Source organism: Umezawaea sp. NPDC059074 (assembly GCF_042738955.1).
GTDB lineage: Bacteria > Actinomycetota > Actinomycetes > Mycobacteriales > Pseudonocardiaceae > Umezawaea.
The window spans coordinates 3,808-29,487 of sequence record NZ_JBHYHC010000119.1 but is presented as its reverse complement, the minus strand read 5'-3'; the positions used below and the strand labels follow the sequence as shown (position 1 = coordinate 29,487).

The 25,680-nt window shown below is 71.2% G+C and carries 23 protein-coding genes; 12 read left to right on the top strand and 11 right to left on the bottom strand.

What is annotated here, in order from left to right; all coding sequences use genetic code 11:
* The first annotated feature begins 193 nt into the window (after window positions 1-193).
* The 3 genes from ACFWW9_RS35930 to ACFWW9_RS35920 all read left to right on the top strand — a co-directional run bounded on the left by ACFWW9_RS35930 (window position 194) and on the right by ACFWW9_RS35920 (window position 2,292).
* Window positions 194-622 (top strand): CBS domain-containing protein, encoded by a 429-nt coding sequence (locus tag ACFWW9_RS35930; protein ID WP_390386767.1) that lies wholly within the window; start codon window positions 194-196, stop codon window positions 620-622.
* A 75-nt stretch (window positions 623-697) separates the two neighbouring features.
* Window positions 698-1,633 (top strand): DUF3500 domain-containing protein, encoded by a 936-nt coding sequence (locus tag ACFWW9_RS35925; RefSeq protein ID WP_390386765.1) that lies wholly within the window; start codon window positions 698-700, stop codon window positions 1,631-1,633.
* A 5-nt stretch (window positions 1,634-1,638) separates the two neighbouring features.
* A complete protein-coding gene (locus ACFWW9_RS35920; protein ID WP_390386764.1) occupies window positions 1,639-2,292 on the top strand; it encodes an endonuclease V in 654 nt (217 codons plus the stop codon).
* Here ACFWW9_RS35920 and ACFWW9_RS35915 read toward each other — a convergent pair.
* A complete protein-coding gene (locus tag ACFWW9_RS35915) occupies window positions 2,280-3,578 on the bottom strand; it encodes a 6-phospho-beta-glucosidase (protein WP_390386762.1) in 1,299 nt (432 codons plus the stop codon). The genes ACFWW9_RS35920 and ACFWW9_RS35915 overlap by 13 nt on opposite strands.
* Before the next feature lie 74 nt (window positions 3,579-3,652).
* Here ACFWW9_RS35915 and ACFWW9_RS35910 point away from each other — a divergent pair, with 74 nt between their 5' ends.
* From ACFWW9_RS35910 to ACFWW9_RS35900, 3 genes are all read left to right on the top strand, one after another.
* Entirely contained in the window at window positions 3,653-4,165 is a 513-nt protein-coding gene (locus ACFWW9_RS35910) for a TrmH family RNA methyltransferase (RefSeq protein WP_390386760.1), read from the top strand.
* A gap of 135 nt (window positions 4,166-4,300) precedes the next feature.
* Window positions 4,301-6,163: a Xaa-Pro dipeptidyl-peptidase gene (locus ACFWW9_RS35905; RefSeq protein ID WP_390386759.1), complete on the top strand. Its 1,863-nt coding sequence runs from the start codon at window positions 4,301-4,303 to the stop codon at window positions 6,161-6,163.
* Window positions 6,164-6,336: 173 nt separating this feature from the next.
* The gene (locus ACFWW9_RS35900) at window positions 6,337-7,362 is read left to right on the top strand and encodes a DUF4192 domain-containing protein (RefSeq protein ID WP_390386758.1); all 1,026 of its coding nucleotides are present in this window, start codon (window positions 6,337-6,339) and stop codon (window positions 7,360-7,362) included.
* Window positions 7,363-7,790: 428 nt separating this feature from the next.
* On the opposite strand, the gene ACFWW9_RS35895 is transcribed toward ACFWW9_RS35900, so the two are convergent.
* The 4 genes from ACFWW9_RS35895 to ACFWW9_RS35880 are packed head-to-tail and all read right to left on the bottom strand — an operon-like array spanning window position 7,791 to window position 12,718.
* The gene (locus tag ACFWW9_RS35895; protein WP_390386757.1) at window positions 7,791-9,839 is read right to left on the bottom strand and encodes a prolyl oligopeptidase family serine peptidase; all 2,049 of its coding nucleotides are present in this window, start codon (window positions 9,837-9,839) and stop codon (window positions 7,791-7,793) included.
* A gap of 6 nt (window positions 9,840-9,845) precedes the next feature.
* The gene (galE, locus tag ACFWW9_RS35890) at window positions 9,846-10,808 is read right to left on the bottom strand and encodes a UDP-glucose 4-epimerase GalE (protein WP_390386755.1); all 963 of its coding nucleotides are present in this window, start codon (window positions 10,806-10,808) and stop codon (window positions 9,846-9,848) included.
* A gap of 39 nt (window positions 10,809-10,847) precedes the next feature.
* The gene (galK, locus tag ACFWW9_RS35885) at window positions 10,848-12,029 is read right to left on the bottom strand and encodes a galactokinase (RefSeq protein ID WP_390386753.1); all 1,182 of its coding nucleotides are present in this window, start codon (window positions 12,027-12,029) and stop codon (window positions 10,848-10,850) included.
* Window positions 12,026-12,718 carry a metal-dependent transcriptional regulator gene (locus ACFWW9_RS35880; protein ID WP_390386751.1) on the bottom strand — a complete coding sequence of 231 codons (693 nt, stop codon included), beginning with the start codon at window positions 12,716-12,718 and terminating at the stop codon, window positions 12,026-12,028. The genes galK and ACFWW9_RS35880 overlap by 4 nt, the downstream gene beginning before the upstream one ends.
* Before the next feature lie 101 nt (window positions 12,719-12,819).
* On the opposite strand from ACFWW9_RS35880, the gene ACFWW9_RS35875 reads away from it, so the two are divergent.
* Entirely contained in the window at window positions 12,820-13,671 is an 852-nt protein-coding gene (locus tag ACFWW9_RS35875) for a sulfurtransferase (protein WP_390386750.1), read from the top strand.
* Window positions 13,672-14,087: 416 nt separating this feature from the next.
* Here ACFWW9_RS35875 and ACFWW9_RS35870 read toward each other — a convergent pair whose 3' ends face one another.
* The gene (locus ACFWW9_RS35870) at window positions 14,088-14,711 is read right to left on the bottom strand and encodes a hypothetical protein (protein ID WP_390386748.1); all 624 of its coding nucleotides are present in this window, start codon (window positions 14,709-14,711) and stop codon (window positions 14,088-14,090) included.
* Window positions 14,712-14,854: 143 nt separating this feature from the next.
* On the opposite strand from ACFWW9_RS35870, the gene ACFWW9_RS35865 reads away from it, so the two are divergent.
* The 5 genes from ACFWW9_RS35865 (at window position 14,855) to ACFWW9_RS35845 (ending at window position 21,117) form a co-directional block, all read left to right on the top strand.
* Entirely contained in the window at window positions 14,855-16,030 is a 1,176-nt protein-coding gene (locus tag ACFWW9_RS35865; protein WP_390386746.1) for an acetoin utilization protein AcuC, read from the top strand.
* A gap of 66 nt (window positions 16,031-16,096) precedes the next feature.
* Window positions 16,097-18,769 (top strand): GNAT family N-acetyltransferase, encoded by a 2,673-nt coding sequence (locus ACFWW9_RS35860; protein WP_390386769.1) that lies wholly within the window; start codon window positions 16,097-16,099, stop codon window positions 18,767-18,769.
* Window positions 18,770-18,985: 216 nt separating this feature from the next.
* Window positions 18,986-19,807, top strand: a complete 822-nt coding sequence (locus ACFWW9_RS35855; protein ID WP_390386744.1) for a glutamate ABC transporter substrate-binding protein — start codon at window positions 18,986-18,988, stop codon at window positions 19,805-19,807.
* Between the two features lie 27 nt (window positions 19,808-19,834).
* A complete protein-coding gene (locus ACFWW9_RS35850) occupies window positions 19,835-20,644 on the top strand; it encodes a GntR family transcriptional regulator (protein WP_390386742.1) in 810 nt (269 codons plus the stop codon).
* Between the two features lie 146 nt (window positions 20,645-20,790).
* A complete protein-coding gene (locus ACFWW9_RS35845; protein WP_390386740.1) occupies window positions 20,791-21,117 on the top strand; it encodes a hypothetical protein in 327 nt (108 codons plus the stop codon).
* A 69-nt stretch (window positions 21,118-21,186) separates the two neighbouring features.
* Here ACFWW9_RS35845 and ACFWW9_RS35840 read toward each other — a convergent pair whose 3' ends face one another.
* The 5 genes from ACFWW9_RS35840 to ACFWW9_RS35820 all read right to left on the bottom strand — a co-directional run bounded on the left by ACFWW9_RS35840 (window position 21,187) and on the right by ACFWW9_RS35820 (window position 25,579).
* Window positions 21,187-21,828, bottom strand: coding sequence for a hypothetical protein (locus ACFWW9_RS35840; protein ID WP_390386739.1), 642 nt, complete (start codon window positions 21,826-21,828; stop codon window positions 21,187-21,189).
* 17 nt (window positions 21,829-21,845) lie between these two features.
* Complete coding sequence (locus ACFWW9_RS35835; protein WP_390386738.1) at window positions 21,846-22,427, bottom strand: hypothetical protein; 582 nt, start codon at window positions 22,425-22,427, stop codon at window positions 21,846-21,848.
* Window positions 22,428-22,577: 150 nt separating this feature from the next.
* Window positions 22,578-23,756 (bottom strand): RtcB family protein, encoded by a 1,179-nt coding sequence (locus ACFWW9_RS35830; protein ID WP_390386737.1) that lies wholly within the window; start codon window positions 23,754-23,756, stop codon window positions 22,578-22,580.
* A 63-nt stretch (window positions 23,757-23,819) separates the two neighbouring features.
* Window positions 23,820-24,623: an ABC transporter permease gene (locus tag ACFWW9_RS35825; RefSeq protein WP_390386736.1), complete on the bottom strand. Its 804-nt coding sequence runs from the start codon at window positions 24,621-24,623 to the stop codon at window positions 23,820-23,822.
* Window positions 24,620-25,579 (bottom strand): ATP-binding cassette domain-containing protein, encoded by a 960-nt coding sequence (locus ACFWW9_RS35820; RefSeq protein WP_390386735.1) that lies wholly within the window; start codon window positions 25,577-25,579, stop codon window positions 24,620-24,622. The genes ACFWW9_RS35825 and ACFWW9_RS35820 overlap by 4 nt, the downstream gene beginning before the upstream one ends.
* Window positions 25,580-25,680 lie beyond the last annotated feature (101 nt).

Below are 25,680 nucleotides of genomic sequence, written 5' to 3'. Positions count from 1 at the left end.
ACCCTACCTATGGGGTCGGCTGGGTATTTTGTTTATATTTCACCGGGGCTTACCCCCCACCGGGCCCGCCTTTCGGGTAACCGGTAGGGGCGGCTCCAGTGGTCCTATCGGGCGTCCTGACCTCCCGCTGAGGCCGGATCCGAACTAGCCTGGGTGAGGTTAGTCACCGGCCAAAGCGGATCGGAGGCGCCACATGAAGATCGCTGACGTGTTGCGGACCAAGGGCTCGGCGGTGGCGACGGTCGAACCGAGAACCCCGGTGAGCGAGTTGCTGGCCGGTCTGGCCGAGCACAACGTGGGTGCGATGGTCGTCCTCGGACCGGACGGCATCGCGGGGATCGTCTCGGAGCGGGACGTCGTCCGCAGGCTGCACGACCGGGGCGCGGACCTGCTGTCCGCGCCCGTTTCGGAGATCATGACCAAGCTGGTGTTCTCCTGCGCCCCGCAGGACACGGTCGACAGCCTGACCGTGCAGATGACCGAACGCCGCATCCGGCACGTGCCGGTGCTGGACGACAGCAGGCTCGTCGGGATCGTGAGCATCGGCGACGTGGTGAAGAGCCGCATCACCCAGCTCGAGGAGAGCCACGAGCAGTTGCAGGCCTACATCACCCAGGGTTGATCCGCGAGTCCTCGGCGGACCGCCCCGCCGAGGACTCCGGCCCCGACCCTCGCGGGCGGATAGAGTCGACGGATCATGAGCGACGTTCTCACCGAGGCAGCCCGCGCGCTGGTCGACTCCCTGGACGAGCGACAGCGCTCGGCGGTGCTGCGGCCGATCACGGACGACGACCTGCGGCACCGGTGGAGCTACACGCCGGGGCCTCGCGCGGGCGTGACCGTAGGCGACGTGCCCCGAGCCGCGCGCAAGGCCGTGCACCACCTGCTCGCGTCGGTGCTGAGCCCGCACGCGTACGCGCAGGTCGCGACGATCATGGCGCTGGAGGACGTGCTCGACCACCGCGAGGGCGGTGACCGCGACCGCCACCAGGGCGACTACTCGCTCGTCCTCCTCGGCACGCCCGGTGACGACCGGTGGGGCTGGCGGTTCGAGGGCCACCACGTGTCGGTGAACGTCGTCCTCGTCGACGGCCGGGTGTCCGCGACGCCGTTCTTCCTCGGCGCGAACCCGGCGCACACCACGTACGACGGCCGCACGGTCGTGCGCCCGCTGGCCCTCGAGGAGGAGCTGGCCCGGCAGCTGCTCGACCGGATGGGGCCCGAGCACCGGCTGACCGCCGTCGTCGCCGACCACGCCCCGGACGACCTGCGGACCCGCAACGCGCCGCGCCTCGGGTCCGTGATCGAGCCGATCGGCGTGGCGCTGAGCAGCCTGGACGGCGAGGCGCGGGACCTGTTCACCGCGCTGGTCCGCTACTACCTCGCCCGGCTGCGCCCGGACCTCGCCGCGGCCGAGTTCGCCCGGCTCGACCTCGACCGCGTGCACTTCGCGTGGGAGGGCTCCTCACGGCCCGGCACCGGCCACTACTACCGGATCCAGGCGCCCGAGCTGCTGCTGGAGTACGACAACACCCAGAACGGCGCGAACCACGTGCACTCGGTGTGGCGCAGGCACGCAGGCGACTTCGGCGACGACCTCCTCGCCGCCCACCACAACGAAGTGGATCACTGAGCCCGGTGGAACCAGACTGGCCGCACACCCCCGAAGACGCGATCGCCCTGCAGGAACGGCTCCGCCCGCTCGTGCGCACGACCACCGACCCGGACCTGGAGGTCCGCGCGGTCGCGGGCCTGGACGTCGGGTACGCCGACGACGAGCGGCTCGCCGCGGCGGTGGTGGTGCTGGACGCCGTGACCCTGGAGACGCTGGACGAGGTCGTGGTGCTCGGGACGACCGACTTCCCGTACGTGCCGGGGCTGTTCGCGTTCCGCGAGCTGCCGTCGCTGCTCACCGCGCTCGACGCGCTGTCCGTGACGCCGGACCTGCTGGTGTGCGACGGGCAGGGGCTCGCGCACCCGCGCCGGTTCGGCCTGGCCTGCCACCTCGGCGTCGTGACCGACCTGCCGAGCGTCGGCGTGGCGAAGACCCCGATGGGGCCGTTCGCGATGCCCGGCGAGGACCGCGGCTCGGCCACGGACCTGCTGCTGGACGACGAGGTCGTCGGCCGCGCGCTGCGCACCCGCACGGGCGTGAAACCGGTGTTCGTGTCGGTCGGCCACAAGCTCGACCTGGACCGGGCGTGCGCCGAGGTCCTGCGGCTGTGCACGGACTTCCGGCTGCCGGAGACCACCCGGCGCGCGGACTCGTTGGGCCGCCTTCACCTCAGGTAGGCCAACTCCGGGTGCTGCTCGCGGTAGCCGTCGAGCAGCCCGCGGGCGATGCCCACGGAGTCGACCAGCGGGTGCAGGGCGAACGCCTTGAGCGCGTCGGCCCGCGCCCCGCCGGTCGCCGCGTCGAGGATCGCGCGGTCGACCGCCTTGACGCTGGTGACCAGCGCCGCGGCGTGGTCGGCCAGGGGGCTCACGGTCAGCGGGCGGGCGCCGTTGGCGTCGACCAGGCACGGCGCCTCGATCACCGCGTCGACGTCCAGGACCGACAGCGTGGAGCCGTTGGGGACGTTGAGGATCAGCGTCGCGCGCCGGTCGTTCGCGATGGCGTGCATGAGGGCCAGCGCGACCTGCTCGTAGCCACCGCCGTCCAGGTCGCCGTCGTCGCGCTCGTCGTCGCGCGTCTCGGCCATGTACGTGGCCTCGCGCTCCAGCCGGGTGCGGTCCCAGCTCGCGAACGTCGGGTCGTCGTAGAACTTCCGCTGCTGCTCCAGCAGGAACGCGCCGCGGGACGCGCCGGACGCGACGGCCTCCCTGGTGGCGTAGTAGTAGTGCAGGTACTCGTTCGGGATCGCGCCGAGCGTGCGCAGCCAGTCCGCGCCGAACAGCTTGCCCTCCTCGAACGACTCCAGCCGGTCGGTGTCGGCCAGCAGCCGGGGGAGCAGGTCCACACCGCCGACGTGCAGGCCGCGCAGCCAGCCGAGGTGGTTGAGGCCGACGTAGTCCGGCCACGCCTCGTCGAGGTCGACGTCGAGCGCGCGGGCGACGCGGCGGCCGAGGCCGACGGGGGAGTCGCAGATGCCGATCACCCGGTGGCCCAGGTGCCGGGACATGGCCTCGGTGACCACACCGGCGGGGTTGGTGAAGTTGATGACCCACGCGTCCGGCGCGACCGCGGCGACCCGGCGGGCGATGTCCACGGCCACGGGGACGGTCCGGAGCGCGTAGGCGATCCCGCCCGCGCCCACGGTCTCCTGGCCCAGCACGCCGAGGTCCTGGGCCACGCGCTCGTCCGCCGCGCGACCCGCGAGACCGCCGACGCGGATGGCGGAGAACACGAAGTCGGCGTCCTTGAGGGCTTCGTCGAGGTCCGTGGTCGCCGTGATCGTCGGCGCGTCCGGCACTCCCTCGGAGCGTTCGGCGAGCACCTTGCCGACGGCGTCGAGCCGTCGCCGGTCCACGTCGTGCAGCACCAGCTCGGTCACGCGCCCCGGCGTGCGGTCCGCCAGCAGCGCGCGGTGGACGAGCGGAACGCGGAACCCGCCGCCACCCAGGATCACCAGCCTCATGCGGCCCTTTGTACTACGCTTCCGGTGACTTCATCGTCTTCGATGGCTCGGGCGTGCCGCGAAACGCCCCTCACATGGTCGTGCGCCCGCGCACCCGTTCGGAATTGGCCGAACAGCGCCGTCCACGCTCCCACCGCTGCTGGAACCACCTGCTGATCGCGCCGCTGTGGCCCCTGCACGGGGCGAACCTCGGCACCCTGCTCCGCACCTGCGACGCCGTCGGCGCGTGCCTCGTCGTGCCGCCGTACCGGTGGGTCGACGAGGCCGTGGCGCGCGGCAACACGTTGCGCCGTCCCGGATGCGTCCACCGGGTGGGAAACCCGATCGCCTGGCTGACCGCGCAGCGCGCCGCCGGGACGCGGGTGATCGGCGTGGAACTGGCGGACGAGGCCGTGCGGCTGGCGGACCTGCCTGCCGCTCGGGAGCGCACCGTGGTCGTGCTGGGGCACGAGCAGACCGGCATCCCGGAGGACGCGCTGCCGTTGCTGCACCTGGCCGTGGAGATACCGATGGTCGGCGGCGGGACGTCGCTCAACGTCGCCGTCGCGGGCTCGCTGGTGGCGTACAAGGTCGCCGGACTGCTCTGACGGCACATCGATCGGCGCTGGTCAACCACCCGATCGTCGGGTCCGCGTCTCAGTCCACTGTGGACAGTGCGGGTCTTGACAGGTCTTGCGGACAAGCGGAAAGGTGCGGTGTCCGCCCGTTCCGCTCGCCGTCAGATGGGGGTCCTCGTGAAGGCCGCTCGAAGAGTCGCCTTGGTGGCCGCGCTGGTGTCGCTGCCGCTGACGCTCGCACCGGTGGTCGCCGGTGCCGCCGCCGAAGGTCCGGTGTTCGTCGACGGGGAGGCGCAGCCCGTCTTCGACCCGAAGGACGTGGTGCGCGAAAGCCTGTACGTCCGCGCGCCGGTCGACAGCGACCGCGACGGCAAGCCCGACGAGGTGTACACCGAGGTCGTGCGGCCCACCGCGACCACGCGCGGGCTGAAGGTGCCCGTGGTGTACATGAACAGCCCGTACTTCTCCGGCGGCAACGACGTGGCCAACCACAACGTCGACGTCGAGCTGTACGTGCCGGACGGCAAGGGCCACTACGACCGCCGTGACGGCAAGCAGCTGTCCGCGCAGGCGGACGAACGCGTCGCCGCGGCCGTCGGGCCCAACGCCGGCCCGATCACGTCCGCCCGCTACGAGGGCTACTTCATCGCGCGCGGCTTCGCCGTGGTCTACGCGGAGTCGCTCGGCACCGGCAAGTCCACCGGCTGCCCCACCTCGGGCGGCCGCAACGAGACCATCGGCTCCAAGTCCGTGATCGACTGGCTCAACGGCCGGGCCCCCGCCCGTGACGCCGTGACGAGCGCGCCGGTCAAGGCCACGTGGACCACCGGCAAGACGGCCATGATGGGCGTGTCCTACAACGGGACCCTGCCCAACGCCGTCGCCGCGACCGGCGTGCGCGGCCTGGAGGCGATCGTCCCGATCGCGGCCATCTCCAGCTGGTACGACTACTACCGGGCCGACGGCGCGGTCGTGGCGCCCGGCACGTTCCAGGGCGAGGACCTGGACGTGCTCGCCGAGTACGTCTACACGCGCGCCGACCAGGAGATCTGCAAGCCGGTCATCGCCGAGATCGCGCAGAAGCAGGACCGGGTCACCGGCGACTACAGCGCGTTCTGGGACGAGCGGAACTACGTCAAGGACGCCGACAAGGTGCGCGCGGCGGTGCTCGCGGTGCACGGGCTCAACGACTGGAACGTCAAGGGCAAGCACGTCGTCCAGTGGTACGAGGCGTTGCGGCGCAACGGGGTCGAGCACAAGATCTGGTGGCACCAGTCCGGCCACACCGACCCCGACACGCTGCGGTCCGTCGAGTGGCGGCGCACGCTGAACCGCTGGTTCAGCCACTACCTGTACGGCGTCGACAACGGCGTCCAGAAGGAGCCGAAGGCGACGATCCAGCGCGAGGACAAGACGACCTGGACCGACGAGGCCGACTGGCCCGCGCCCGGCACGGCGAAGGCTTCGCTGCGGCCGACCGCGGGCGGTGACGCCAAGGGCGGTCTCGCGACCCGGCCCGCGACCGGCCGGTCCGTGGTGGAGACGTTGAGCGACAACTCCGCCGTGCTCGCCGAGACCCTGGTCAACGCCGCCGCGTCGGACAACCGCCTGTCCTACGCGACGAAGACCCTGGCCACGCCGGTGCGCCTGTCCGGAACGCCGTCGGTCGACCTGGGCATCTCGTTCGACCGGCCCGCGGCCAACGTGACGACCCTGCTCGTCGACCGGTTCCCGGACGGCACCAGCAAGATCGTCACACGCGGGTGGACCGACCCGCAGAACCGGTCCCGCCCGGACAAGACCGAGGCGATCAAGCCCGGCAAGCGCTACCAGGTCGAGGTGGAGTTCGAGCCCAAGGACTACATCTTCGCCGCGGGGCACACCGTCGAGTTCGTCGTCCTGTCCAGCGACTACGACTACACGCTGCGCCCGCAGCCCGGCGTGAGCCTGTCGGTCGACCTCAACCGCACCACGCTCGACCTGCCCGTCGTCGGCGGCAAGACCGCGTTGCGCCGCGCGATCGGCTGATTCCCGCGGGGTGGGGCCCTTTTCGGGCTCCACCCCGTTTTTTCCGCGGCAGGGTAGACCACGCCACCGACAAAACCGGGTTTCGCGCCCCGAGTTGTCCACAGGCCACCCAGTTGTCCACAGTGGAGCGATTCCGGCTTTCGCGGGCGCTCCCGGCGGCGCATGGTCGACGCATGAACACCGCGTTGTCCTCGATCCACCTGAAGGACGAAGGCGAGCTGATCGCCGCACTGCCGTCCCTGTTCGCGTTCCACCCCGTCGACTCCCTGATCGCGATGGTGCTGCGCGACGGGTGCCCCGGCAAGGTCGTGGTGAGCCTCCGCGCCGACCTGCCGCCGCCCCGACATCGCCGCGCACTGGCCCACCAGCTCCTGCCGCGCCTGAGCGCCGAGTCCGGGGCCGTCGTCCTGCTGGTCGTGGGCGGCGGTCGCGCGGACCCGGAGCCGCCCCAGCGTGGCCTGATCGACTGCCTGACGTCCGTACTGGCCACCGAGGACGTCGCCGTGGCCGAGGCGATCTGGGCGGCCGGGACCACTGAGGGCTCCCGGTGGGTGGACTACGACAACCCCGAGGTCACCGGCACCGTCTCGGACCCGACGGCCAACCCCTTGGCTGTGGCCAGCACCGCGGTCGGCTTCGTCACCTACCCCACCAGAGCGGACCTGTTCGCCGTCCTGGCCCCGCACGACCCCGAGGCCCTGGCCCGACGTACGGCGTTGCTGGAGCGGGCCACCGCCGAGCTGGACCCCGCCGAGGACCGCGAGGACCGGGCCCGCCGCGACCTGCTGCTGATCAACCGCGCTGTGACCGCCGCCCACGCCCGCACCACCCCGCTGTCCGACGACGAGGTGGTCGCCCTGACCACGGCCCTGGCCAACTCGTGGGTCCGCGACATGAGCCTCGTCTTCGTCAGCGGCCCCCACCGCGACGCGGCGGAACGCCTCTGGACCGAACTCACCAGAGCCACCCCGGCTCCGGACCGCGCCCAAGCAGCCACCCTCCTGGCCTACTCGGCTTACGTCCGAGGCGACGGCGCCCTCGCCTCAGTGGCCCTCGACCAGGCCCAAACCGCCAACCCGGACCACTGCTTGGCCTCCCTGGTCCGCTCCGCCCTCGACAACGCCCTCCCACCCGCCACCCTGGCGAGCCTCGCCCTGACCCACTCCCACCCCGACACCACCCCGGACGGCCCCGCATGACCCCGACCCAGCAGGATTCGCCGCCCGGCCGGAGCAGTTCGCCTCACCAGGCTTATCGGTCAGACCAGGCGGCCACGACTCGCCCGACTTCCCTGTCCCGCCAAGCCACTCGTCTCCCTCGCGGCCGCCATCGCCTCAGCCAACCCCGGCGGGCTGTGCCCTTCTTGGCCTGGTGTCGCAGTCTCTTCCGCCGCACGACGCCACCCCCGAACCCGGCCTGACCACAAGGCCTCCGCCGGTCGTGAGCCAATCCCTTGGGGCACAGCGGTTTCCACCCTGCGCTCGATCATCACGGCCTCGCCCCAAGGTCGCCACAGCTCCCCGGCGCCCCTCGAACGCGGCGGTCGTGCTTCCCCTGCCACCGCCGAAAACACCGCTGGGGCCGGACCCCGTTCCCGGTCCGACCCCAGCGGTGCAGCCCATCAGTCTCAGAGCAGCTCCGGCCGCTCCCAAGCCTCGGCCAGCACGTGTTCGCCGAGGAACGCGAAGATCGTCTCGTACCAGATCCGGCTGTTGCCGGGAGTGAGGATCCAATGGTTCTCGGTGGGGTAGTACAGGAACTTGGCGTTGACGCCGTGTCGCAGCAGGTCGAAGTACAGGCGCTGGCCCTCGCCGATCGGGACCCGGTAGTCCTTGTCGCCGTGGATCACCAGCATCGGCGTCTCGATGTTGGCGACGTACAGGTGCGGCGAGTTGGCCTTCACGCGGTCCGGCTGCGTGAGCGGGTCGCCCATCTCGCGGATCCAGTAGTACGCGCCGTCCGTGCTGCCCGTGAACGCGTCCAGGTGCCACAGCGACGCGTGCGTCACGATCGCGCGGAAGCGGGTGGTCTGGGTGGCGATCCAGTTGGCCATGTAGCCGCCGAACGAGCCGCCCATCGCGGCCGTGCGGCTGTCGTCGATGTCGTCACGCCGTTCGGCGACGTCCGTGATGGCCATGAGGTCGGTGTACGGCTCGGCACCCCACCGGCCCCAGCCCGCCTTCACGAAGTCGTGGCCGTAGCCGGTCGACAGCGCCGGGTCTGGCAGCAGCACCGCGTAGCCGCGGGCCGCCATCAGCCACGGGTTCCAGCGCCAGCTCCAGTTGTTCCAGCTCATCACCGGGCCGCCGTGCACCCACAGCAGCAGAGGTGCGGGGCGGTCGGACGACGCGCCTTCGGGCAGCACGAGCCACGCGCGGACCGTGCGGCCGTCGGCGACGGTGGTCTCGATCTCCGTCAGCGTTCCCGGCACCGACACCACCGTGCCGGGGGAGGGCAGGCGCACCGGTTCCTGGTCCACGGCGGTGGCGTCGAGGCGCACCGGGGTCGGCGGGTGGTCGACGGTGCCGCCGTTGGCGTACAGCGTCGTGCCGTCAGGGCTGACCGAGACGTCGGTGTACGCGCCGCGCGCGGTGAGCCGGGTGATGGCTCCGGACGCCAGCTCCAGCCGCCACACGGGCTGGTGGCCGTGGTCGCTGCTGGTGAAGTACACCGCCGAGCCGTCGGGGCTGACGACCGGGGAGGCGGGCTCCTCGGTGAAGTCCGGGGTGAGGTCGGTGATGTCGCCGGTGGCGACGTCGATCCGCACCAGGGTGCCGTACCACGGGCTGTCCGCAGTCGAGTCGACGACGCGGACGGCGATCACCGCCGACGAGTCCGGCATGAAAGCGGCACTGTTGAACGAGTGGTCGGGCTCGTCGGCGAGTACGCGGTCCGCGCTGCCGTCGGTCGCGACCAGCCGCAGGTTGTAGCGGTCGCCGTAGGCGGGGCTGACCGGGACCTGCTCGGAGAAGATCGCCCACCTGCCGTCGGGGCTGATCGCGGTGATCTCCTCGATCGTGCTCCCGGCGTCCGGGGCCAGATCGGTGACGGTCTCGATCCGCCCGCTGTCCGCGCTGACCGGGCCGGTCGTGAGCGCGCGCCGGTAGGCGGGGCCGACGTCGGCGTCCCAGTACCGGATCGGGTAGCCCTCGTGCAGGATCGCGGTGATCCCGGCGTCCTCGCGGGACTTGCGCTTGGCGGCGTCCTCCTCGCCGAACGCGACCGCGGGGTGCGCGGACGCCGACAGCAGCAGGTGCCCCGTGCCCTTCGCGACGGTGAAGCCCTCGACACCGCCCGCGGGCCGGTAGACCTCCCTGGCCTCACCGGTCGGCGGCAGCAGCCACAGGCCGGTCTTGTCCTTGCCCTGCTTGTCCTTGTCGTCGGACTGGTGGTCCGGGCGGGAGGACAGGAACAGGACGGACCCGTCCGGCAGGAACTCCGGGCTCGACTCGCCCTTGGCGGCGGTGGTCAGCCGTCGGGGCTGCCGCTCGCCCGCCGGGTCGATCTCCCACAGAGCGCCCTGCCACTTCTTGCCGTCCGGCGAGAGCTCGGACACGACGGCCACCATGCGGGTGCCGTCGGGGGAGAGCGCTGGCGAACCGACGCGGGGCAGGGCGTTGAACGTGGCGAGATCCGCGAAGTCCGCGGCTGTCGCCGAACGGGCGCTGTCTGTCATCCGGGCTCATGCCTCCTGACGGGACCGGGTGAATTCCCAGGCGTCGCGCACGATTCCGGTCAGGTCGGCGCGCTCGGGCTTCCACCCGAGGTCGGTCCGGGCCCGCTCGCTGGAGGCGACCAGCACGGCGGGATCGCCCGCGCGGCGTGGCGCCACGGCGGCGGGGATCGGGTGGCCGGTGACCTCGCGGCAGGTCTCGATGACCTGCTTCACCGAGAAACCGGTGCCGTTGCCCAGGTTGTAGATCCGGTGCTCACCGGGGGTCGCGTGCTCCAGCGCCAGCAGGTGGGCGTCGGCGAGGTCGGTGACGTGGATGTAGTCCCGCACGCACGTGCCGTCCTCGGTCGGCCAGTCCTCGCCGTAGATCTGGATCTGCTCGCGCTGCCCGAGGGCGACCTGGAGCACCAGCGGGATCAGGTGCGTCTCGACCGCGTGCCGCTCGCCGACCGCGCCGTGCGCGCCCGCCACGTTGAAGTAGCGCAGGCTCACGGCGGCCAGGCCGTGCGCGGCCGCGTAGGAGGTGATGGCGTGGTCGATCGCCAGCTTGGACGCGCCGTAGGTGTTCGTCGGGCGGGTCGGCGCGGACTCGGAGATCGGCACCTCCTCCGGCTCGCCGTAGGTGGCGGCGGTGGAGGAGAACACCAGGCGCGGGGTGCCGTGCTCGCGCATGGCGTCCAGCAGCCTCAGCGAGGTGACGACGTTGCCCTGCCAGTACTTGGCCGGGTCCACCATGGATTCGCCGACCAGCGACTTCGCCGCGAAGTGCAGCACGCCGTCGAAGCCCTCGGCCAGCACCGAGCCGATGACGTCGTCGATGTCGCCGCGCACGAACCGGGCGCCCTCGGGCACCGCGTCCTCGTGCCCCGTGGACAGGTCGTCGAGCACGACCACCTCGTGGCCCGACTCGATCAGCCGAGTCGCGTTCACGCTGCCGACGTACCCAGCACCGCCCGTCACGAGCAGCTTCACCGTTGTTCTCGCTTTCGTTCGTCTGAAGGAGGAAGGAAGTCAGCGGTCCTGGCCCGCGCCCGCGGAGGGCACGGCCGTGAACAGCCTCGGTTTGGGCAGGGAGCGCTCCGCGAACGCCGCGAAGACGGACTTCTCCACCGCCGAGTGCAGGCCGACCGGCACCAGCGCGATGGCCGAGCCGCCGAAGCCGCCGCCGACCATGCGCGCGCCGAGAGCGCCCGCGGCCATCGCCGCGTCCACGGCGATGTCGAGTTCCAGGCACGAGACCCGGTAGTCGTCGCGGAGGCTGGCGTGCGACGCGCTCAGCAGCGGGCCGATGTCGCCCAACCTGTTGGCGTGCAGCAGGTCCACCGTCTGAAGCACCCGGTCGTTCTCGGTGACCACGTGCCGCACCAGCGGCTGGAGGTCCTCCGGGAGCCGGGTGAGCGTGTCGGCCAGTTCGGTGACCTCCACGTCGCGCAGCGCGGGCACCCCGAGGATCTCGGCGGCCCGCTCGCAGCCCGCGCGGCGCGCGCCGTAGCCGCCGTCGGTGTGCGAGTGGCTCGCGCGGGTGTCGACCACCAGCACCTCGAGCCCGGCCGCGGCCGCGTCGAAGTGCACCTGCTCGGACTTGCCGGACCGGACGTCGAGGAACAGCGCGTGCGCCTCGACGCAGCACAGCGACGCGGTCTGGTCGAGCAGCCCGGTCGGGGCGCCGACGAAGTCGTTCTCCGAGCGCTGCACCCAGCGGGCGATCTCCTGGCGGCTCGGCGAGGACGCCTCGTCGCCGTCGGGCGACAGGCCCGCCAGCCCGAGCAGCGCCAGCGCGACCGCGCACTCGAGCGCGTGCGACGACGACAGGCCCGCGCCCGCGGGCACGTCGCCCGCGACGAGCAGGTCCGCGCCGCCGGTGATGCCCTGCGACCGCAGCACCCAGGCCACGCCGGACGGGTAGGCCGCCCAGCCCGACACGAGGTCCGGCTCCAGGTCCGCGATGGGCATCGGGTCCGCGTGCTGCACGTTCCCGTCCACGCCCAGCGTGCCGACGGCGAGGACGCCGTCCGCGCGCGGGGCGGCCGCCACCGCGATGCGGTAGGGGAGCGCGAACGGCAGCACGAAGCCGTCGTTGTAGTCCGTGTGCTCGCCGATCAGGTTCACCCGGCCGGGCGCCGACCAGATGCCCGTGGGCACCCGGCCGTACACCTGCTGGAACGCCGCGGCGGCTCGGTCCGCCGTCGTCACCGCGCCTGCACCATGACGGCGTGGGCGACGGACGGGTCGAGCGTGGCGCTGCTCCCGTTGCCGCGGACCTTGATGACCTTGGCGCCCGCGAGCGCGTCGACCTCGACGGTCCCGCCCGGCACGACGCCCGCGTCCTTGAGCTCGGCCATCAGGTCGGGGTCGAGCTGGATGTGCTCGGCGATCCGCCGCACCTCGACCTTGCCGCCGCCGCGGCGGGCGACCTCGTCGATGCGGATGAGGTCGGCCTCGGCCGCCGGGGCGGGCTCGCCGTCGCCCAGCTTGTCGAGACCGGGGATCGGGTTGCCGTACGGCGACGTCGTGGGGTTGCCGAGCAGCTTGATCAGCTTGCGCTCGACCGCCTCGCTCATGACGTGCTCCCAGCGGCAGGCCTCGCTGTGGACGTGCTCCCACTCCAGCCCGATGATGTCGACGAGGAGGCGCTCGGCCAGCCGGTGCTTGCGCATGACGGCGATGGCGAGGTTGCGGCCCTGGTCGGTCAGCTCGAGGTGCCGGTCGCCCGCCACGATGACGAGACCGTCGCGCTCCATGCGCCCGACGGTCTGGCTCACGGTCGGACCGCTCTGCCCGAGCCGCTCGGCGATGCGCGCCCGCAGGGGCACCACACCCTCTTCTTCGAGCTCGTAGATGGTCCGGAGGTACATCTCCGTGGTGTCGATGAGGTCGTTCACGCCCGCTCCCCTTCGTATGTCGTCAATGCTAGTCGCACCCGAGGTCACCACAGGCCGCGTGTGGTGCCGAGGTCCGATGCGGGGCGGTGCAGGATGGGTCTGTGCATCCTTTGATCAGCACCGAAGCCCTCGCCGCGGCACTGAACGGTGACCGTCCACCCGTCGTTCTCGACGTTCGCTGGCGACTCGGTGGACCACCCGGACGTCTAGACTACGAGGTCGCGCACATTCCCGGTGCGGCATACGCGGACCTCGACACCGAACTTTCCGCGCCACCCGGCCCAGCGGGCAGGCACCCGCTGCCGGAACCGGCCGAGTTGGAGCGCGTGCTGCGCGCCGCGGGCGTCCGCGAGGGCCATCCCGTCGTCGCCTACGACGGCGGCGACGGCTCCGTGGCCGCACGGGTCTGGTGGCTCCTGCGCTGGTCCGGCCACCGCGAGGTGGCGGTCCTCGACGGCGGCTTCGCCGCGTGGACCGCGGAGGCCCGCGAGGTCACCGCCGACGCGCCGACCCCGGAACCGGGCGACATCACCGTCCGACCGGGCGCGATGCCCGTCACCGACGCCGACGGCGCTGCCGAGTTGGCCCGCGAGGGCACCCTGCTGGACGCCAGGGCGGGCGCCCGCTACCGCGGCGAAACCGAACCCGTCGACCCACGCCCCGGCCACATTCCCGGCGCTCTCAACGCCCCGTCCGCGGAACACGTTGACACCACCGGCCACTGGCTCACCGCCGAGGCTCTGGCCACCCGTTTCCAGGCCTTGGGCGTCACCGGCGAGGGCCCGATCGGCGCGTACTGCGGCTCCGGCGTCACCGCCTCGTCGATCGTCCTTGCCCTGGAAGTGGCAGGCCTGACCAGCGAAAACACCCCGGCCACCCTCTACGCGGGCTCGTGGTCCAACTGGTCCGCGGACCCGACCCGACCCGCCGCCACCGGCTCAGAGCCAGGCTGACCGGCCGGTCCACCGCCCTTCAACCGAGCAGGCCGACACCGACGGCGGGCCAGCCGAGCGGGCCGGCCTGGCCGCCCAGCCTTCAAGCGGGTTGTCGAACCGCCCGGCTGGGCGGCCCGACCGATCCTGATCGAGCTGCCCGGCTGGGCTCGACTCGACCAGGCGGATGGAGCGGACCTGGCCGGTTTGGGGATCAGCCCCGATCAACCGGCCGGTTGGCTGATCGGAGCCGTTGGCCCACCGGCCCCGGCCGGGTCGGCTGTGGAACACCTGGCTGACTGGCCCCGACCCGGCCGTCTGGCTTTGGGCTCGGTCGATCGATCGGTTCCGGACCGGTCGACCGACTGTCGCCGGTCACCTCGTGGTGACCGGCGACAGCGTTTGCCTCATGTGCGGGACTGCGTCCCGCAAGGGCGTCAGGCGTTGGGGATCTTGTTGAAGCCCGCGGTGGCGAGTTTCAGGGCCACCGCGCAGGTGTCGATCTTGTCGATCGGGGTCACGGAGGCGAGGAAGGCCGAGGTGATCTCGTCCGGGTCGTCCGTGAGCATGACCATGACGGAGCAGTCGTCGCCGTCCTTGATCTCGTAGGCCGTGTTGCCCGCGACCTCGATCTCGCGTGCTGTGCCCTCGTACTCGGGGATGGTCACCATCACCAGGACGACGACCAGCGGGTCCGAGGTGGATTGGACGCAGCCCGGTGTCGTGGACGGCTTGGCGCCCACCGCGGCGGCGACGTCGGCGGCGCTGAGGATGTCGCAGCTGACGTAGCCGTCGGTCTTCTTCTTGGTGGTGATCTTGATCTTGCCGGTGGGCTTGCCCGTGGCAGGCGGGTCGGTGGCCTTCGACGCGCTGGTCGGGGCCTTGCCGGTGGTCGTCGGCATGGCCTTGGACTTCGTCGTGGTGGGGGTGCCGGTCTGGCCGATGGCCGCGTCCGCGGCGATCACCGCTGTGCCGTTGATCTTCTGGGCACAACCTGCCACGCCGAAGGTCAGGGCCACGGTGAGGGCGGCGGTGAGCGCGGTGACTCGTCGCATGTGCATGGGGCTCTGACCTCGTTCCGTCGGACGCGGTTCCATCCTCGATGGCGGTGTTGGGGCTCGCGTCGTCGGGAGGACTGTAAGTGGGGAGCACCGGACCGCGGGCCAACTCTGCCAACCTGTGATCGTGGGTTAGGTTGCGACGCATGGGCAAGGCAGCCGCAGTCGTCTGGGACCAGTCCTTCCTCGGGTACGACCTCGGTGGGGACCATCCGCTCAACCCGGTCCGCCTGGACCTCACGATCCGGCTCGCGACGGCGCTCGGCGTGCTCGACGGGGTGGGGCTCATCGCGCCCGAGGCGGCGACCGACGCCGACATCGAACGGGTGCACACCGCGTCCTACCTCACGGCCGTGCGGGAAGCCCCGAGTTCGGCGTGGGACGTCGGCCACGGGCTCGGGACCAGCGACAACCCGGTGTTCGACCGGATGCACGAGGCGTCGGCGCTGATCGTCGGCGGGTCCCTCGAAGCCGCGCGGCGGATCGCGACCGGCGAGTCGGATCGGGCGGTGAGCATCGCGGGCGGGCTGCACCACGCCATGCGCGACCACGCGGCGGGCTTCTGCGTCTACAACGACTGCGCGGTGGCGATCTCGTGGCTGCTGGACAACGGGTTCGACCGGATCGCCTACGTCGACGTCGACGTGCACCACGGCGACGGCGTGCAGAACGCGTTCTACGACGACCCGCGGGTCATGACGATCTCGGTGCACCAGAACCCCATGACGCTGTGGCCCGGCACGGGCTGGCCCGCCGAGCTGGGCGGGAAGGGCGCGGAGGGCACGGCGGTCAACCTGCCGCTGCCGCCCGGCACCCGCGACGGCAACTGGCTGCGGGCGTTCCACGCCGTGGTGCCGGGTCTGCTGGGCGCGTTCCGGCCGCAGGTCCTCGTCACCCAGTGCGGTGTGGACAGCCACCAGGAGGACCCGCTGGCCGACCTCGCGCTGTCGGTCGACGGGCACCGGGCGATCTACCGGGCGCTGCGGGACCTGGCCGAGACGTACGCGGGCGGCAAGTGGCTCGCGCTCGGCGGGGGCGGCTACGAGCTGCTGCGGGTCGTCCCGCGCTCGTGGACGCACCTGCTGGCGACCGTGCTGGACCGCGACCTCGACCCGAACGTGCCGCTGCCCGCGAGCTGGGTGTCGCACGCGTCGCGGCTCGCGCCGGGCTGGTCGCTGCCGTCGTCGATGACCGACGGCGCGGACCCCGGCTTCACGCCGTGGGACGGCGACGCCGACACCCCGGTCGACGCGGCCGTCCGCAACACCCGCCGTGCTGTCTTCCCGCTGCACGGGCTGGACCCGGACGACCGCCGGGACTGACCGTTCTGCGCCGGTGTCACAGGCACGCTAGGACTACTCCGAGGACTAGAGGAACCGGTGGCGGACATGGCCGAGGTCGACCCGTACGACTTCCCCGAGCACTGGGAGGCCGACGTCGTGCTGTCCGACGGCGGCACGGTGCACCTGCGGCCGATCACGCCCGCCGACGCGCCCCGGCTGCTGGCGTTCCACGGCAGGCTGTCCGAGCGCACCCGCTACTTCCGCTACTTCGGCCCCTACCCGCGGATGCCCCAACGGGACCTGGAGCGGTTCAGCACCGTCGACCACCTCGACCGGGTGGCGCTCGTGGCGTCGCTGGGCGACGACATCGTCGCGGTGGGCCGCTTCGACCGGCTGGACTCGGGCGACTCGGCCGAGATCGCGTTCGTCGTGGAGGACGGCCACCAGGGGCGCGGGCTGGGCTCGATCCTGCTGGAGCACCTCGCCGCCGCGGCGCGGGAACGCGGGCTCGGCCGGTTCGTGGCGGAGGTGCTCGCGGAGAACGGCCAGATGGTGAGGGTCTTCCGCGACGCCGGGTACGTGGTCAGCCGCGAGTTCGAGGAGGGCGTGCTGCACCTGGAGTTCGCGATCGACCCGACCGAGCAGTCCGTCGAGGTCGCGCGGTCGCGGGAGCAGGCGGCCGAGGCGCGCAGCGTGCACAACCTGCTGCACCCGAGGTCGGTCGCGGTGATCGGCGCGTCCACCGACCCCACCAAGATCGGCAACGCGGTGCTGGCGAACCTGCTGTCCGCCGACTTCACCGGCCCGGTCTACCCGGTCAACGGCGAGCACCGGTCGGTGCGCGGGGTGCGGGCGTACGCGTCGGTGCTGGACATCCCCGACGACGTGGACCTCGCCGTGGTCGCGGTGCCCGCGGCGGTCGTCGACGAGGTCATGGACGCCTGCCTGGCCAAGGGCGTGAAGGCGCTCGTGGTGGTGTCGTCCGGGTTCGGCGAGACCGGCCCGGACGGGCGCGGCGCGGAGCTGCGGCTGGCCGAGGAGGCGCGGTCGCACGGGATGCGGGTCGTCGGGCCGAACGCGCTGGGCGTGCTGAACACCGACCCGAGGGTCCGCCTCAACGCCACGCTCGCGCCGCGGCTGCCCGCGCTGGGCCGCACCGGCTTCTTCTGCCAGTCCGGCGCGCTGGGGACGGCGATCCTGGCCGACGCCGCCGACCGCGGCCTCGGCCTGTCGACGTTCGTGTCCGCGGGCAACCGCGCGGACGTGTCCGGCAACGACCTGCTCCAGTACTGGGAGACCGACCCGGCGACCGACCTCGTGCTGCTGTACCTGGAGTCGTTCGGCAACCCGCGCAAGTTCGCCCGGCTGGCCCGCCGCCTCGGCCGCACCAAGCCGATCGTCGCGGTGAAGTCCGGCAGGCACGCCGTGACGCCCGCGCTGGCCGCCACGACCGTCCGGGTGGACGAGGCGAGCGTGCAGGCGCTGTTCGAGCAGGCCGGGGTCATCAGGGTCGAGTCGCTGGCCCAGCTGTTCGACACGGCGCTGCTGCTGGCCCACCAGCCGCTGCCCGCGGGCAACCGGGTCGCGGTGGTCGGCAACTCGACCGCGATCGGCCTGCTCGCCGCGGACACCGCGCTGGCCCAGGGGCTGGAACTGGCCGGGGACCCGGTCGACATCGGCCCGCAGAGCGGCCCGGAGGACTTCGCCGCCGCCGTCCGCGACGCCCTGAGCAGCCCGGACGCCGACGCGCTCGTCGTGGTGTTCGTGCCGCCGCTGGCCGTCCCCGGCACGGCGTACGCCCGCGCGCTGCGCGAGGTCGTCGCCGAGACCGGCAACGCCAAGCCCATCGCGTCCACGTTCCTCGCGGTCGAGGGCGTGCCGGACGAGTTGGCGGTGCCCGGTCCGGGCGGCGCGCCCGGCCGCGGGTCCGTCCCGTCCTACCCGAGCCCGGAACGCGCGGTGCTCGCCCTGTCGCGGGCCATGCGGTACGCGCGGTGGCGTTCCGCCCCGCAGGGAACGTTCACCCGGCCCGACGGCATCGACACCGAGACGGCGTCCGCGCTGGTCACGGCCCTGTTGGCGGAAGGTGTCGAGCAGGTCGACGACGAGTCCGCCGTCCGCCTGCTCGGCTACTACGGCGTCGATGTGGTGCCGTTCCGGGTCGTCGACTCGGCGGACGACGCCGTGGCCGCGGCCGTGGAACTGGGCTACCCGGTCGCCATGAAGTCGACCGACGACCGGCTGCGGCACCGCTACGACCTGGTCGGCGTGCGGCTGGACCTCGGTGGGGAGGAAGCGGTCCGGGCCGCCTACGACGCGTTGACCTCGATGGCGGGGGAGTCGGGCGCGTACGTGCAGCGCATGGCGCCCAAGGGCATCTCCTGCACGCTCGGGCTCCAGGACGACCCGTCGTTCGGCACGCTGCTGTCGTTCGGGCTGTCCGGTCTCGTCAGCGACCTGCTGGGCGACCGCGCGTACCGGGCGGTCCCGCTGACCGACACCGACGCCGCCGCGCTGGTCCGAGCGCCGAAGGCCGCCCCGCTGCTCGCGGGCTACCGGGGTGACGTCCCGGCCGACCTGCCCGCGTTGGAGGACCTGGCCCTCCGGCTGGCGGCGCTCGCCGAGGACCTGCCGGAGGTGCGCTCGCTGGCGCTGGAACCGGTGCTCGCGTCGGCCGCGGGGGCGTTCGTGAGCAGCGCCAGGATCACCATCGGACCGCCCCCGTCGCGTCACGACAGCGGTCCCCGACGATTGCGGACTCCGGGAGCCGGACGGTAATCGCGTTCTCTTATTGCTGTTACCGATCCGGTTGTCGCGGATTGCGCGCGCTGGACCGATCCCGAAGTCGATCCCGCGTTCCGGGGTGGACGGCGGCCATTTCTGCGCCTAGATTTCGCCCAACACGTTGGCCCTTCGACCTCGCACGTGTTCGTATGCCGAACACAACCGCCGCCGTGCCATCCGCCTAAGAGGGACCGCAGAGGGGAAAGAACGGTGCAGGGTTTCCTGTCGCGCCTGGTCGCGGCCTGTTCCGCACTGGTGCTCGTGGCTGCTTGTTCCTCCGGTGACACCACTTCCGTTGCGGGAAAGCGCTCTCTCACCATCGGCGTCTCGTTCGACCAGCCAGGACTCGGTCTGCGCAGGCTCGACGGCGCGCTCCGGGGCATCGACATCGACATCGCGCGTTACATCGCGAACGACCTGGGCGTCGCGGAGCAGAATATCTCCTGGCAAGAAGCGCAACCCGCGAATAGGGAGAAGTTGCTCACATCCGGGCAGGTGGATCTCGTCCTCTCCACTTACTCGATCACGGACAAGCGGAAGGAGGTCATCGACTTCGTCGGGCCCTACTTCCTGGCCGGACAGGATCTGCTGGTCCGTTTGGACGATGGCCGGATCACCGGTCCGGAATCGCTCGACAACGACCCCAATCTGCGGTTGTGCTCGGTTCAGGGCACTACGTCCGCGGAGTACGTGAAGACCCAGTTCGCGAAGAACGTGAAACTCGTCGAGTACCCGAAGTTCAGCGACTGCGTCACGGCCGTGCTGGCGGACAACGCCGACGCCATGACCTCGGACGACGTGATCCTCGCGGGATACGCGGCGCAGAACCCGGAGTTGCTGCGGGTGGTCGGCAAGCCGTTCAGCAAGGAGGAATACGGAATCGGTATCCGCAAGGGTGACGCGGACGGCAAGAAGAAGGTCACCGAGGCGGTCCGGAAGTTGATCGACAGCGGGGAGTGGAAGAAGGTGATCGACCGCAACGTCGGCCCATCAGGATATGTGATCCCGGATCCGCCGACGCTGGCTTCCTGAGACGGTCCACACTCTGGTTTCACTCGTATGCGTACTGTGCGCAACGTAGGCTCACTGCTCGTGACTGTTTCGCATCGCGTCCCCCCATATCGGGCGGACGGCCCGGTTCGTGCCGGTATCCCCGAGCACGGCCGGATTCCCCGCTACTACGCCGTGAAAACCGAATTGCTGTGGTTGGTGGAAGCTCTCGGAGAGGGCACAGCGCTGCCTTCCGAGCGGGAGCTGGCCGAACGCTTCTCCGTGTCGCGGGTGACCCTCCGGCAGGCGGTCGGTGAACTCGTCCTGGAGGGCAAGTTGCAACGTCGCCAAGGCAGCGGGACGTTCGTCGCCCCGCCCAAGCTCGTGCAGCCCCTGTCGCTGGTCAGCTACACGGAGGGCATGCTGCGCCAGGGTGTCGCGCCCGCGCGCAACGTGATCACCTGCGAACTCCTGCCCGCCGACGAGGTGCTGTCGCGCGACCTCCGGCTCGACGTCGGGGCGCCGGTGGTGCACCTGGAACGCGTGCTGCTGGCCGACGAGGAGCGGATCGGGCTGGAGTCGACCTACCTGTCGGTCGCCAGGTTCCCGGACCTGCTGGACGTCTTCGACGCCACGACCTCGCTCTACTCCTGCCTGACCGACCGCTTCGGCGTCGTCTTCGACGAGGCGGAGGAGCGGATAGAGACCGTGCTGGCCACACCCCGCGAGGCCCTGCTGGTCGGCAACAACCCCGCGCTGCCGATGCTGCTGCTGCACCGCATCTCGTTCGACACGGCGGGTGAGCCGATCGAGCGCGTCCGGTCCCTGTTCCGGGGCGACCGGTTCAGCTTCGTGGCCCGGCTGACGGCCGAGAAGTGAGCTCGACCGTCCACTGAGGACTTCACGGCCCGCTCGACGCCGACAACCGCCCGTTTGCGGGAGCTTCGCCCGGCTCTCCCGGCGGTACCGTTGTGGGGTCGCTGTGGCGCGGCGTTCGCGACGAGGCGGACGGATCGAGGTGTGCCGTGACGTTCAAAGCGGAGTTCGTCGCCGAACTCGAGGACTGCCTGCGCGGCCACGGCGTGGTCCCGGTGAGCGATCCCGGAGCCCTGGCCCGGTTCATCGAGTACGTGCGGCTGCTGCCCGAGGAGCATCCCCGGCTGCGCTGCCTGGAAGGCGTCGACCAGGGGTCGGGCTCCTTCTGGAACAACCCGGCCGTCTGGTGGGAGCGGGTGCCCACGTTCGGGGTCGTCCACACCGATTGCGGTGCCCTGCTGGACGACCTCCTGGACGAGGCCGTGAACGACGAGGTCGATGTCCTGGAGATGGAGATCCGCGAACTGCCCGGCTGACGGGCAGGAAAAAACCCGCCGCGCGCCCGGTGGTCGGTCCGGACGCGCAACGGGTTTCGAGTACGAAGGTCAGACGGTCAGCAGCTTGTCGAAGAAGGCGCGGTACTGGCGCAGTGCCACCCGCAGCTCCTCGGTCTCGACCTGCTCGCCCTTGCTCCACTGCCCCTCGAGGGACTTCTTGTGGTCGGCGAACGTCGTCGCCAGGCTCTGCATCACCTGCGCGACGAGCTGGTCGGCGTGCTGCACCGCGTCTCTCGGGCTGTCGACGAAGTCGGACTGGAGTCCACGCCACTCGCCGCGGAAACGCTCGACCTCCTCGCCGGTGAACAGCGGGGCCGCGCCCGCCTGGTCGTCGTTCGCCGCGGGCTTCTGCTGCGCGACGACCGGCTCGTCCACGGTCTCGGCGACCGGCTCGTCCTCGACCACGGTGTCGTCGTGCACGGTCTCGTCGCGCACGGCCTGGTCGTCGTCGAGGGTCGTCGGCTGCTCGTCGTACTGGTCGGTCGTCTCACCGTAGGGCCGGTTGTCGGCGTCCACGTCGTCGTGCTGGTCGGAGACGACCGGGCGGTCGGTGTCGTAGTGCTCGCCCGTCGTGGCCGTGCCGTACTCGTCGGTGGTGGTGTCGCGGTCCCGGTCGTCCGCGTGGGTGCGGTCGTGGTCGGGCAGCAGGTCTTCGGTGCTGAGCGGCCTGAGGTCCTGGCGTTCGGTCATGGCTTCGCTCCTTCTCGTCAGGCCTTGTGGGCCCGGTCGTCGTTGGCCCGAGCGTCGTCGGCGTGGTTCTCGGTCGTGCCGAGCAAGTCCTGGAACAAGGTGCGGTAGTGGACCATCGCGTTGCGGAGGTCCTCGGTCGTCGCGTCACCGGACTGGTCGCGCTGCGAGATCTCGTGCGCGGAGCGGTAGTGCTCCAGCGTGCGCGAGTGCTCGACGGAGAGGAGTTCCGCCTGCTTCTCGTAACTTCCGGTGGGGTAGCCGCGCTCGGACATCAGGTCGGTCACCAGCACGTCGGCCTCGGCCACGGCACCCGCGGGGGCGTCGACGAACTGTTCCTGGATGCGCGACCAGTGGCGCCCGTAGCTCTCCCGCGACTGCGGGGAAAGCTCGTGGAGCTCCAGCTCCGCGTGCTTCTTCTGCCGTTCGACGAGTTCACGCTCCGCGGCCGTGCGGTTCTCGCTGCCCTGCACCGCGCGGTCGTACTCCGGGCCGAACTTGTCCTGCAGCCGCTTCCGTTGGAGGTACTTGTTCAACAGGACTGCGATCACAGCCAGTACGACCAGCACGACGACGATGCCGATGATGGCGCCGGTGGACATCGCAGCCTCCTTTGGTCTGGGGGAGTTTGGACAAAGCCGGGGTTCCCTTGTGCCGCAGGGATAAACATCGGTTTGCGGATGGAGCAACCCGCTCACGCAAAAGGCGCACCGGCTGCCTACTGGCAACCGGTGCGCCTTCACGCGGGGTGCTCAGCCCTTCACGCAGATGACCTGCTTCAGCTTCGCCACGACCGTCACGAGGTCGGACTGGCTCGCGATGACCTTCTCCACGTCCTTGTACGCGCCGGGGATCTCGTCCACGACGCCGGCGTCCTTCCGGCACTCCACCCCGGCCGTCTGCTCCGCGAGGTCCTTAGCGGTGAACACCTTCTTCGCCTTGGTGCGCGACATCTTGCGGCCCGCGCCGTGCGACGCGGACTCGAACGACTCGGGGTTGCCCAGCCCGCGCACGATGTACGACCCGGTGCCCATCGACCCCGGAATGATCCCCAACTCGCCCAGACCGGCCCGGATCGCGCCCTTGCGCGTCACGAGCACGTCCTCGCCGAAATGGGTCTCCTCGGCCACATAATTATGGTGGCAGCTGATCGGCTCGTCGAACCGCACGTGCTCGAACTCCCCGCGCAGCACGTCGCACACCAGGCGCAGCATCACCGACCGGTTGCGGCGCGCGTAGTCCTGCGCCCAGTACAGGTCGTGCCGGTACGCGGCCATCTCCGGCGTCCCCGACAGGAACACGGCGAGGTCCGGGTCGGGCAGCTCCGCGTTGTGCGCCAGCTTCCGCGCCACCGCGATGTGGTGCTGCGCCAGCTCGTTGCCGATGTTGCGCGACCCCGAGTGCAGCATCACCCAGACCTGCTGCGCCTCGTCCAGGCACACCTCGAGGAAGTGGTTTCCCCCGCCCAGCGTCCCGATCTGCCGCAACGCCTTCTCGGCCCGCGCGTGCACGGCGGGCGTCAGGTCCTCGAACCCGCGCCAGAACGCCTGCCAGTCACCGGCGTCGCCCTCGCCGAACGCGGGCTCGGCGTGCTGCTGGAACCCCACGGGCACGGCGGCCTCGATCCGGCTCCGCAGCCCGCGCAGGCTCTCCGGCAGGTCGGACGCCGTCAACGACGTCCGCACGGCCGTCATCCCGCAGCCGATGTCGACGCCCACGGCGGCGGGCGACACGGCGTCGCGGAGCGCGATGACCGAGCCCACGGTCGCGCCGCGGCCGAAGTGCACGTCCGGCATCACGGCGACGTGCTTGACCGCCCACGGCAGCGCGGAGATGTTCCGCAGCTGCTGCATCGCTTGGGACTCGACCTCCTCGGGCCGAGTCCACAAGCGAATGTCCACCCCGTTGCCGGGGACGGTGATGGGTGCCATGACTCCAGGCTAGGCGGTGATTTCCTTACCGCCTAACGACTTTCGGGAATCCGCGCCGGTCGTTCAGCGGCTCACCGCCCGCCGGTACTGCCGGATCGCCAGCGGGACGAACACCACGAGGATCACCAGGCTCCACAGCACGGACGCCAGCACCGGGTGCTGCAACGGCCACACGTCCGGCGCGGGGTAGCCCGGACTCGTGTTGCCGAACAGCTCCCGAGCCGCCTGCGTCACGGCCGAGATCGGGTTCCACTCCGCGAAGGCCTTCAACGGCCCCGGCAGGTTCGTGGTGCCGACGAAGGTGTTCGCGATGAACGTCAACGGGAAGATCACGATGAACGACGCGTTGTTCACCACCTCGGGCGACCGCACCGCGAGCCCCACGACCGCCATGCCCCACGAGATCGAGTAGGCGAACAGCAGCATCACCCCGAACCCGGCCAACGCCTCCAGGAACGACGAGTGGATCCGCCACCCCACGAGCAGCCCGGTCACCGACATCACCACGATGACGATCACGTTGTTCAGCAGGTCGCTGGTGGTCCGCCCGATCAGCACCGCCGACCGCGCCATCGGCAGCGAGCGGAACCGGTCGATGATCCCCTTCTGCATGTCCTCGGCCAGCCCGGTGCCGGTGATCGTCGCCCCGAACACCACGGTCTGGGCGAAGATGCCCGCCATCAGGAACTCCCGGTAGTTCATGCCGGGGATCTCGATGGCGCTGCCGAACACGTAGGCGAACAGCAGCACGAACATGATCGGTGACAGGGTCGCGAACACGATCAGGTCCGGCACCCGCTTCACCTTGATCAGGTTGCGCTTGGCGACGACCGCGCCGTCCGCCAGCGCCTCCACGAACGCGTTCACTTCCCGTTCTCCTCGTCCTCGGCGGAGTGCCCCGTCAGCGTCAGGAACACGTCGTCCAGCGTCGGTCGCCGCAGACCGATGTCCAGCACCTTGATCGCCTCGCCGTCGAGCAGCCGCACCGCTTCCACGAGCAGGTCAGCCCCGCCCGACACGGGCACGACCACGTGGTGGCTGCGCGCGTCCGCGGTGATCTCCGCGATGGCCAGCGGCCCCAACGCCTTCCGCGTCAGCTCCACGTCACGGGCCGACGCCACGGTCAGCTCCAGCCGTTCGCCGCCCACCTGGGCCTTGAGCTGGTCCGACGTGCCCTCGGCGATGACCTTGCCGCGGTCGATCACGGCGATCTGGTCGGCCAGCCGGTCGGCCTCCTCCAGGTACTGGGTGGTCAGCAGCACCGTGGTGCCCCCGGCGACCAGTTCCTCGATCACGTCCCACATGCCCAGCCTGCTGCGCGGGTCGAGCCCCGTCGTCGGCTCGTCCAGGAACAGCACCACCGGTTTGGCCACCAGCGCCGCGGCGAGGTCCAGCCGCCGCCGCATCCCGCCGGAGTACCCCTTCACCTGCCGGTCGGCCGCCTCGACGAGGTCGAAGCGCTCCAGCAGTTCCCGCGCCCGGTCCCGGCTGGGCGCGCGCCCCAGGTGGTAGAGCCGCCCCACCATGTCCAGGTTCTCGAACCCCGTCAGCGTCTCGTCGACGGCCGCGTACTGGCCGGACAGCCCGATCCGCTTCCGCAGCGCCCGCGCGTCCTCCACGACGTCGAGCCCGGCCACCGAGGCCTTGCCCGAGTCGAACTCCAGCAGGGTCGTCAACACCCGCACCGCCGTCGTCTTGCCCGCGCCGTTGGGTCCGAGCAGCCCCATGATGCTGCCCTCGGGCACCACCAGGTCGAGCCCGTCCAGTGCGACGACGGACCCGTACCTCTTGACCAGTCGTTCGGCCACGATCGCGTCTGCCATGCGCACATGATGCGGCCGGGCACCGACATTTTCGCCCGATTTGTCGACGCGACTCGCTGACCAGTGGACATACGACTGTCGGCGGCGCGGCCCGGGGCCGG

Coding starts and splice junctions, on each gene's coding strand:
- ACFWW9_RS35930 (WP_390386767.1), top strand. CDS start 194: ATGAAGATCGCTGACGTGTTGCGGACCAAGGGCTCGGCGGTGGCGACG.
- ACFWW9_RS35925 (WP_390386765.1), top strand. CDS start 698: ATGAGCGACGTTCTCACCGAGGCAGCCCGCGCGCTGGTCGACTCCCTG.
- ACFWW9_RS35915 (WP_390386762.1), bottom strand. CDS start 3,578: ATGAGGCTGGTGATCCTGGGTGGCGGCGGGTTCCGCGTTCCGCTCGTC.
- ACFWW9_RS35910 (WP_390386760.1), top strand. CDS start 3,653: ATGGTCGTGCGCCCGCGCACCCGTTCGGAATTGGCCGAACAGCGCCGT.
- ACFWW9_RS35905 (WP_390386759.1), top strand. CDS start 4,301: ATGGGGGTCCTCGTGAAGGCCGCTCGAAGAGTCGCCTTGGTGGCCGCG.
- ACFWW9_RS35900 (WP_390386758.1), top strand. CDS start 6,337: ATGAACACCGCGTTGTCCTCGATCCACCTGAAGGACGAAGGCGAGCTG.
- ACFWW9_RS35895 (WP_390386757.1), bottom strand. CDS start 9,839: ATGACAGACAGCGCCCGTTCGGCGACAGCCGCGGACTTCGCGGATCTC.
- ACFWW9_RS35870 (WP_390386748.1), bottom strand. CDS start 14,711: ATGCACATGCGACGAGTCACCGCGCTCACCGCCGCCCTCACCGTGGCC.
- ACFWW9_RS35865 (WP_390386746.1), top strand. CDS start 14,855: ATGGGCAAGGCAGCCGCAGTCGTCTGGGACCAGTCCTTCCTCGGGTAC.
- ACFWW9_RS35860 (WP_390386769.1), top strand. CDS start 16,097: ATGGCCGAGGTCGACCCGTACGACTTCCCCGAGCACTGGGAGGCCGAC.
- ACFWW9_RS35850 (WP_390386742.1), top strand. CDS start 19,835: ATGCGTACTGTGCGCAACGTAGGCTCACTGCTCGTGACTGTTTCGCAT.
- ACFWW9_RS35840 (WP_390386739.1), bottom strand. CDS start 21,828: ATGACCGAACGCCAGGACCTCAGGCCGCTCAGCACCGAAGACCTGCTG.
- ACFWW9_RS35835 (WP_390386738.1), bottom strand. CDS start 22,427: ATGTCCACCGGCGCCATCATCGGCATCGTCGTCGTGCTGGTCGTACTG.
- ACFWW9_RS35830 (WP_390386737.1), bottom strand. CDS start 23,756: ATGGCACCCATCACCGTCCCCGGCAACGGGGTGGACATTCGCTTGTGG.
- ACFWW9_RS35820 (WP_390386735.1), bottom strand. CDS start 25,579: ATGGCAGACGCGATCGTGGCCGAACGACTGGTCAAGAGGTACGGGTCC.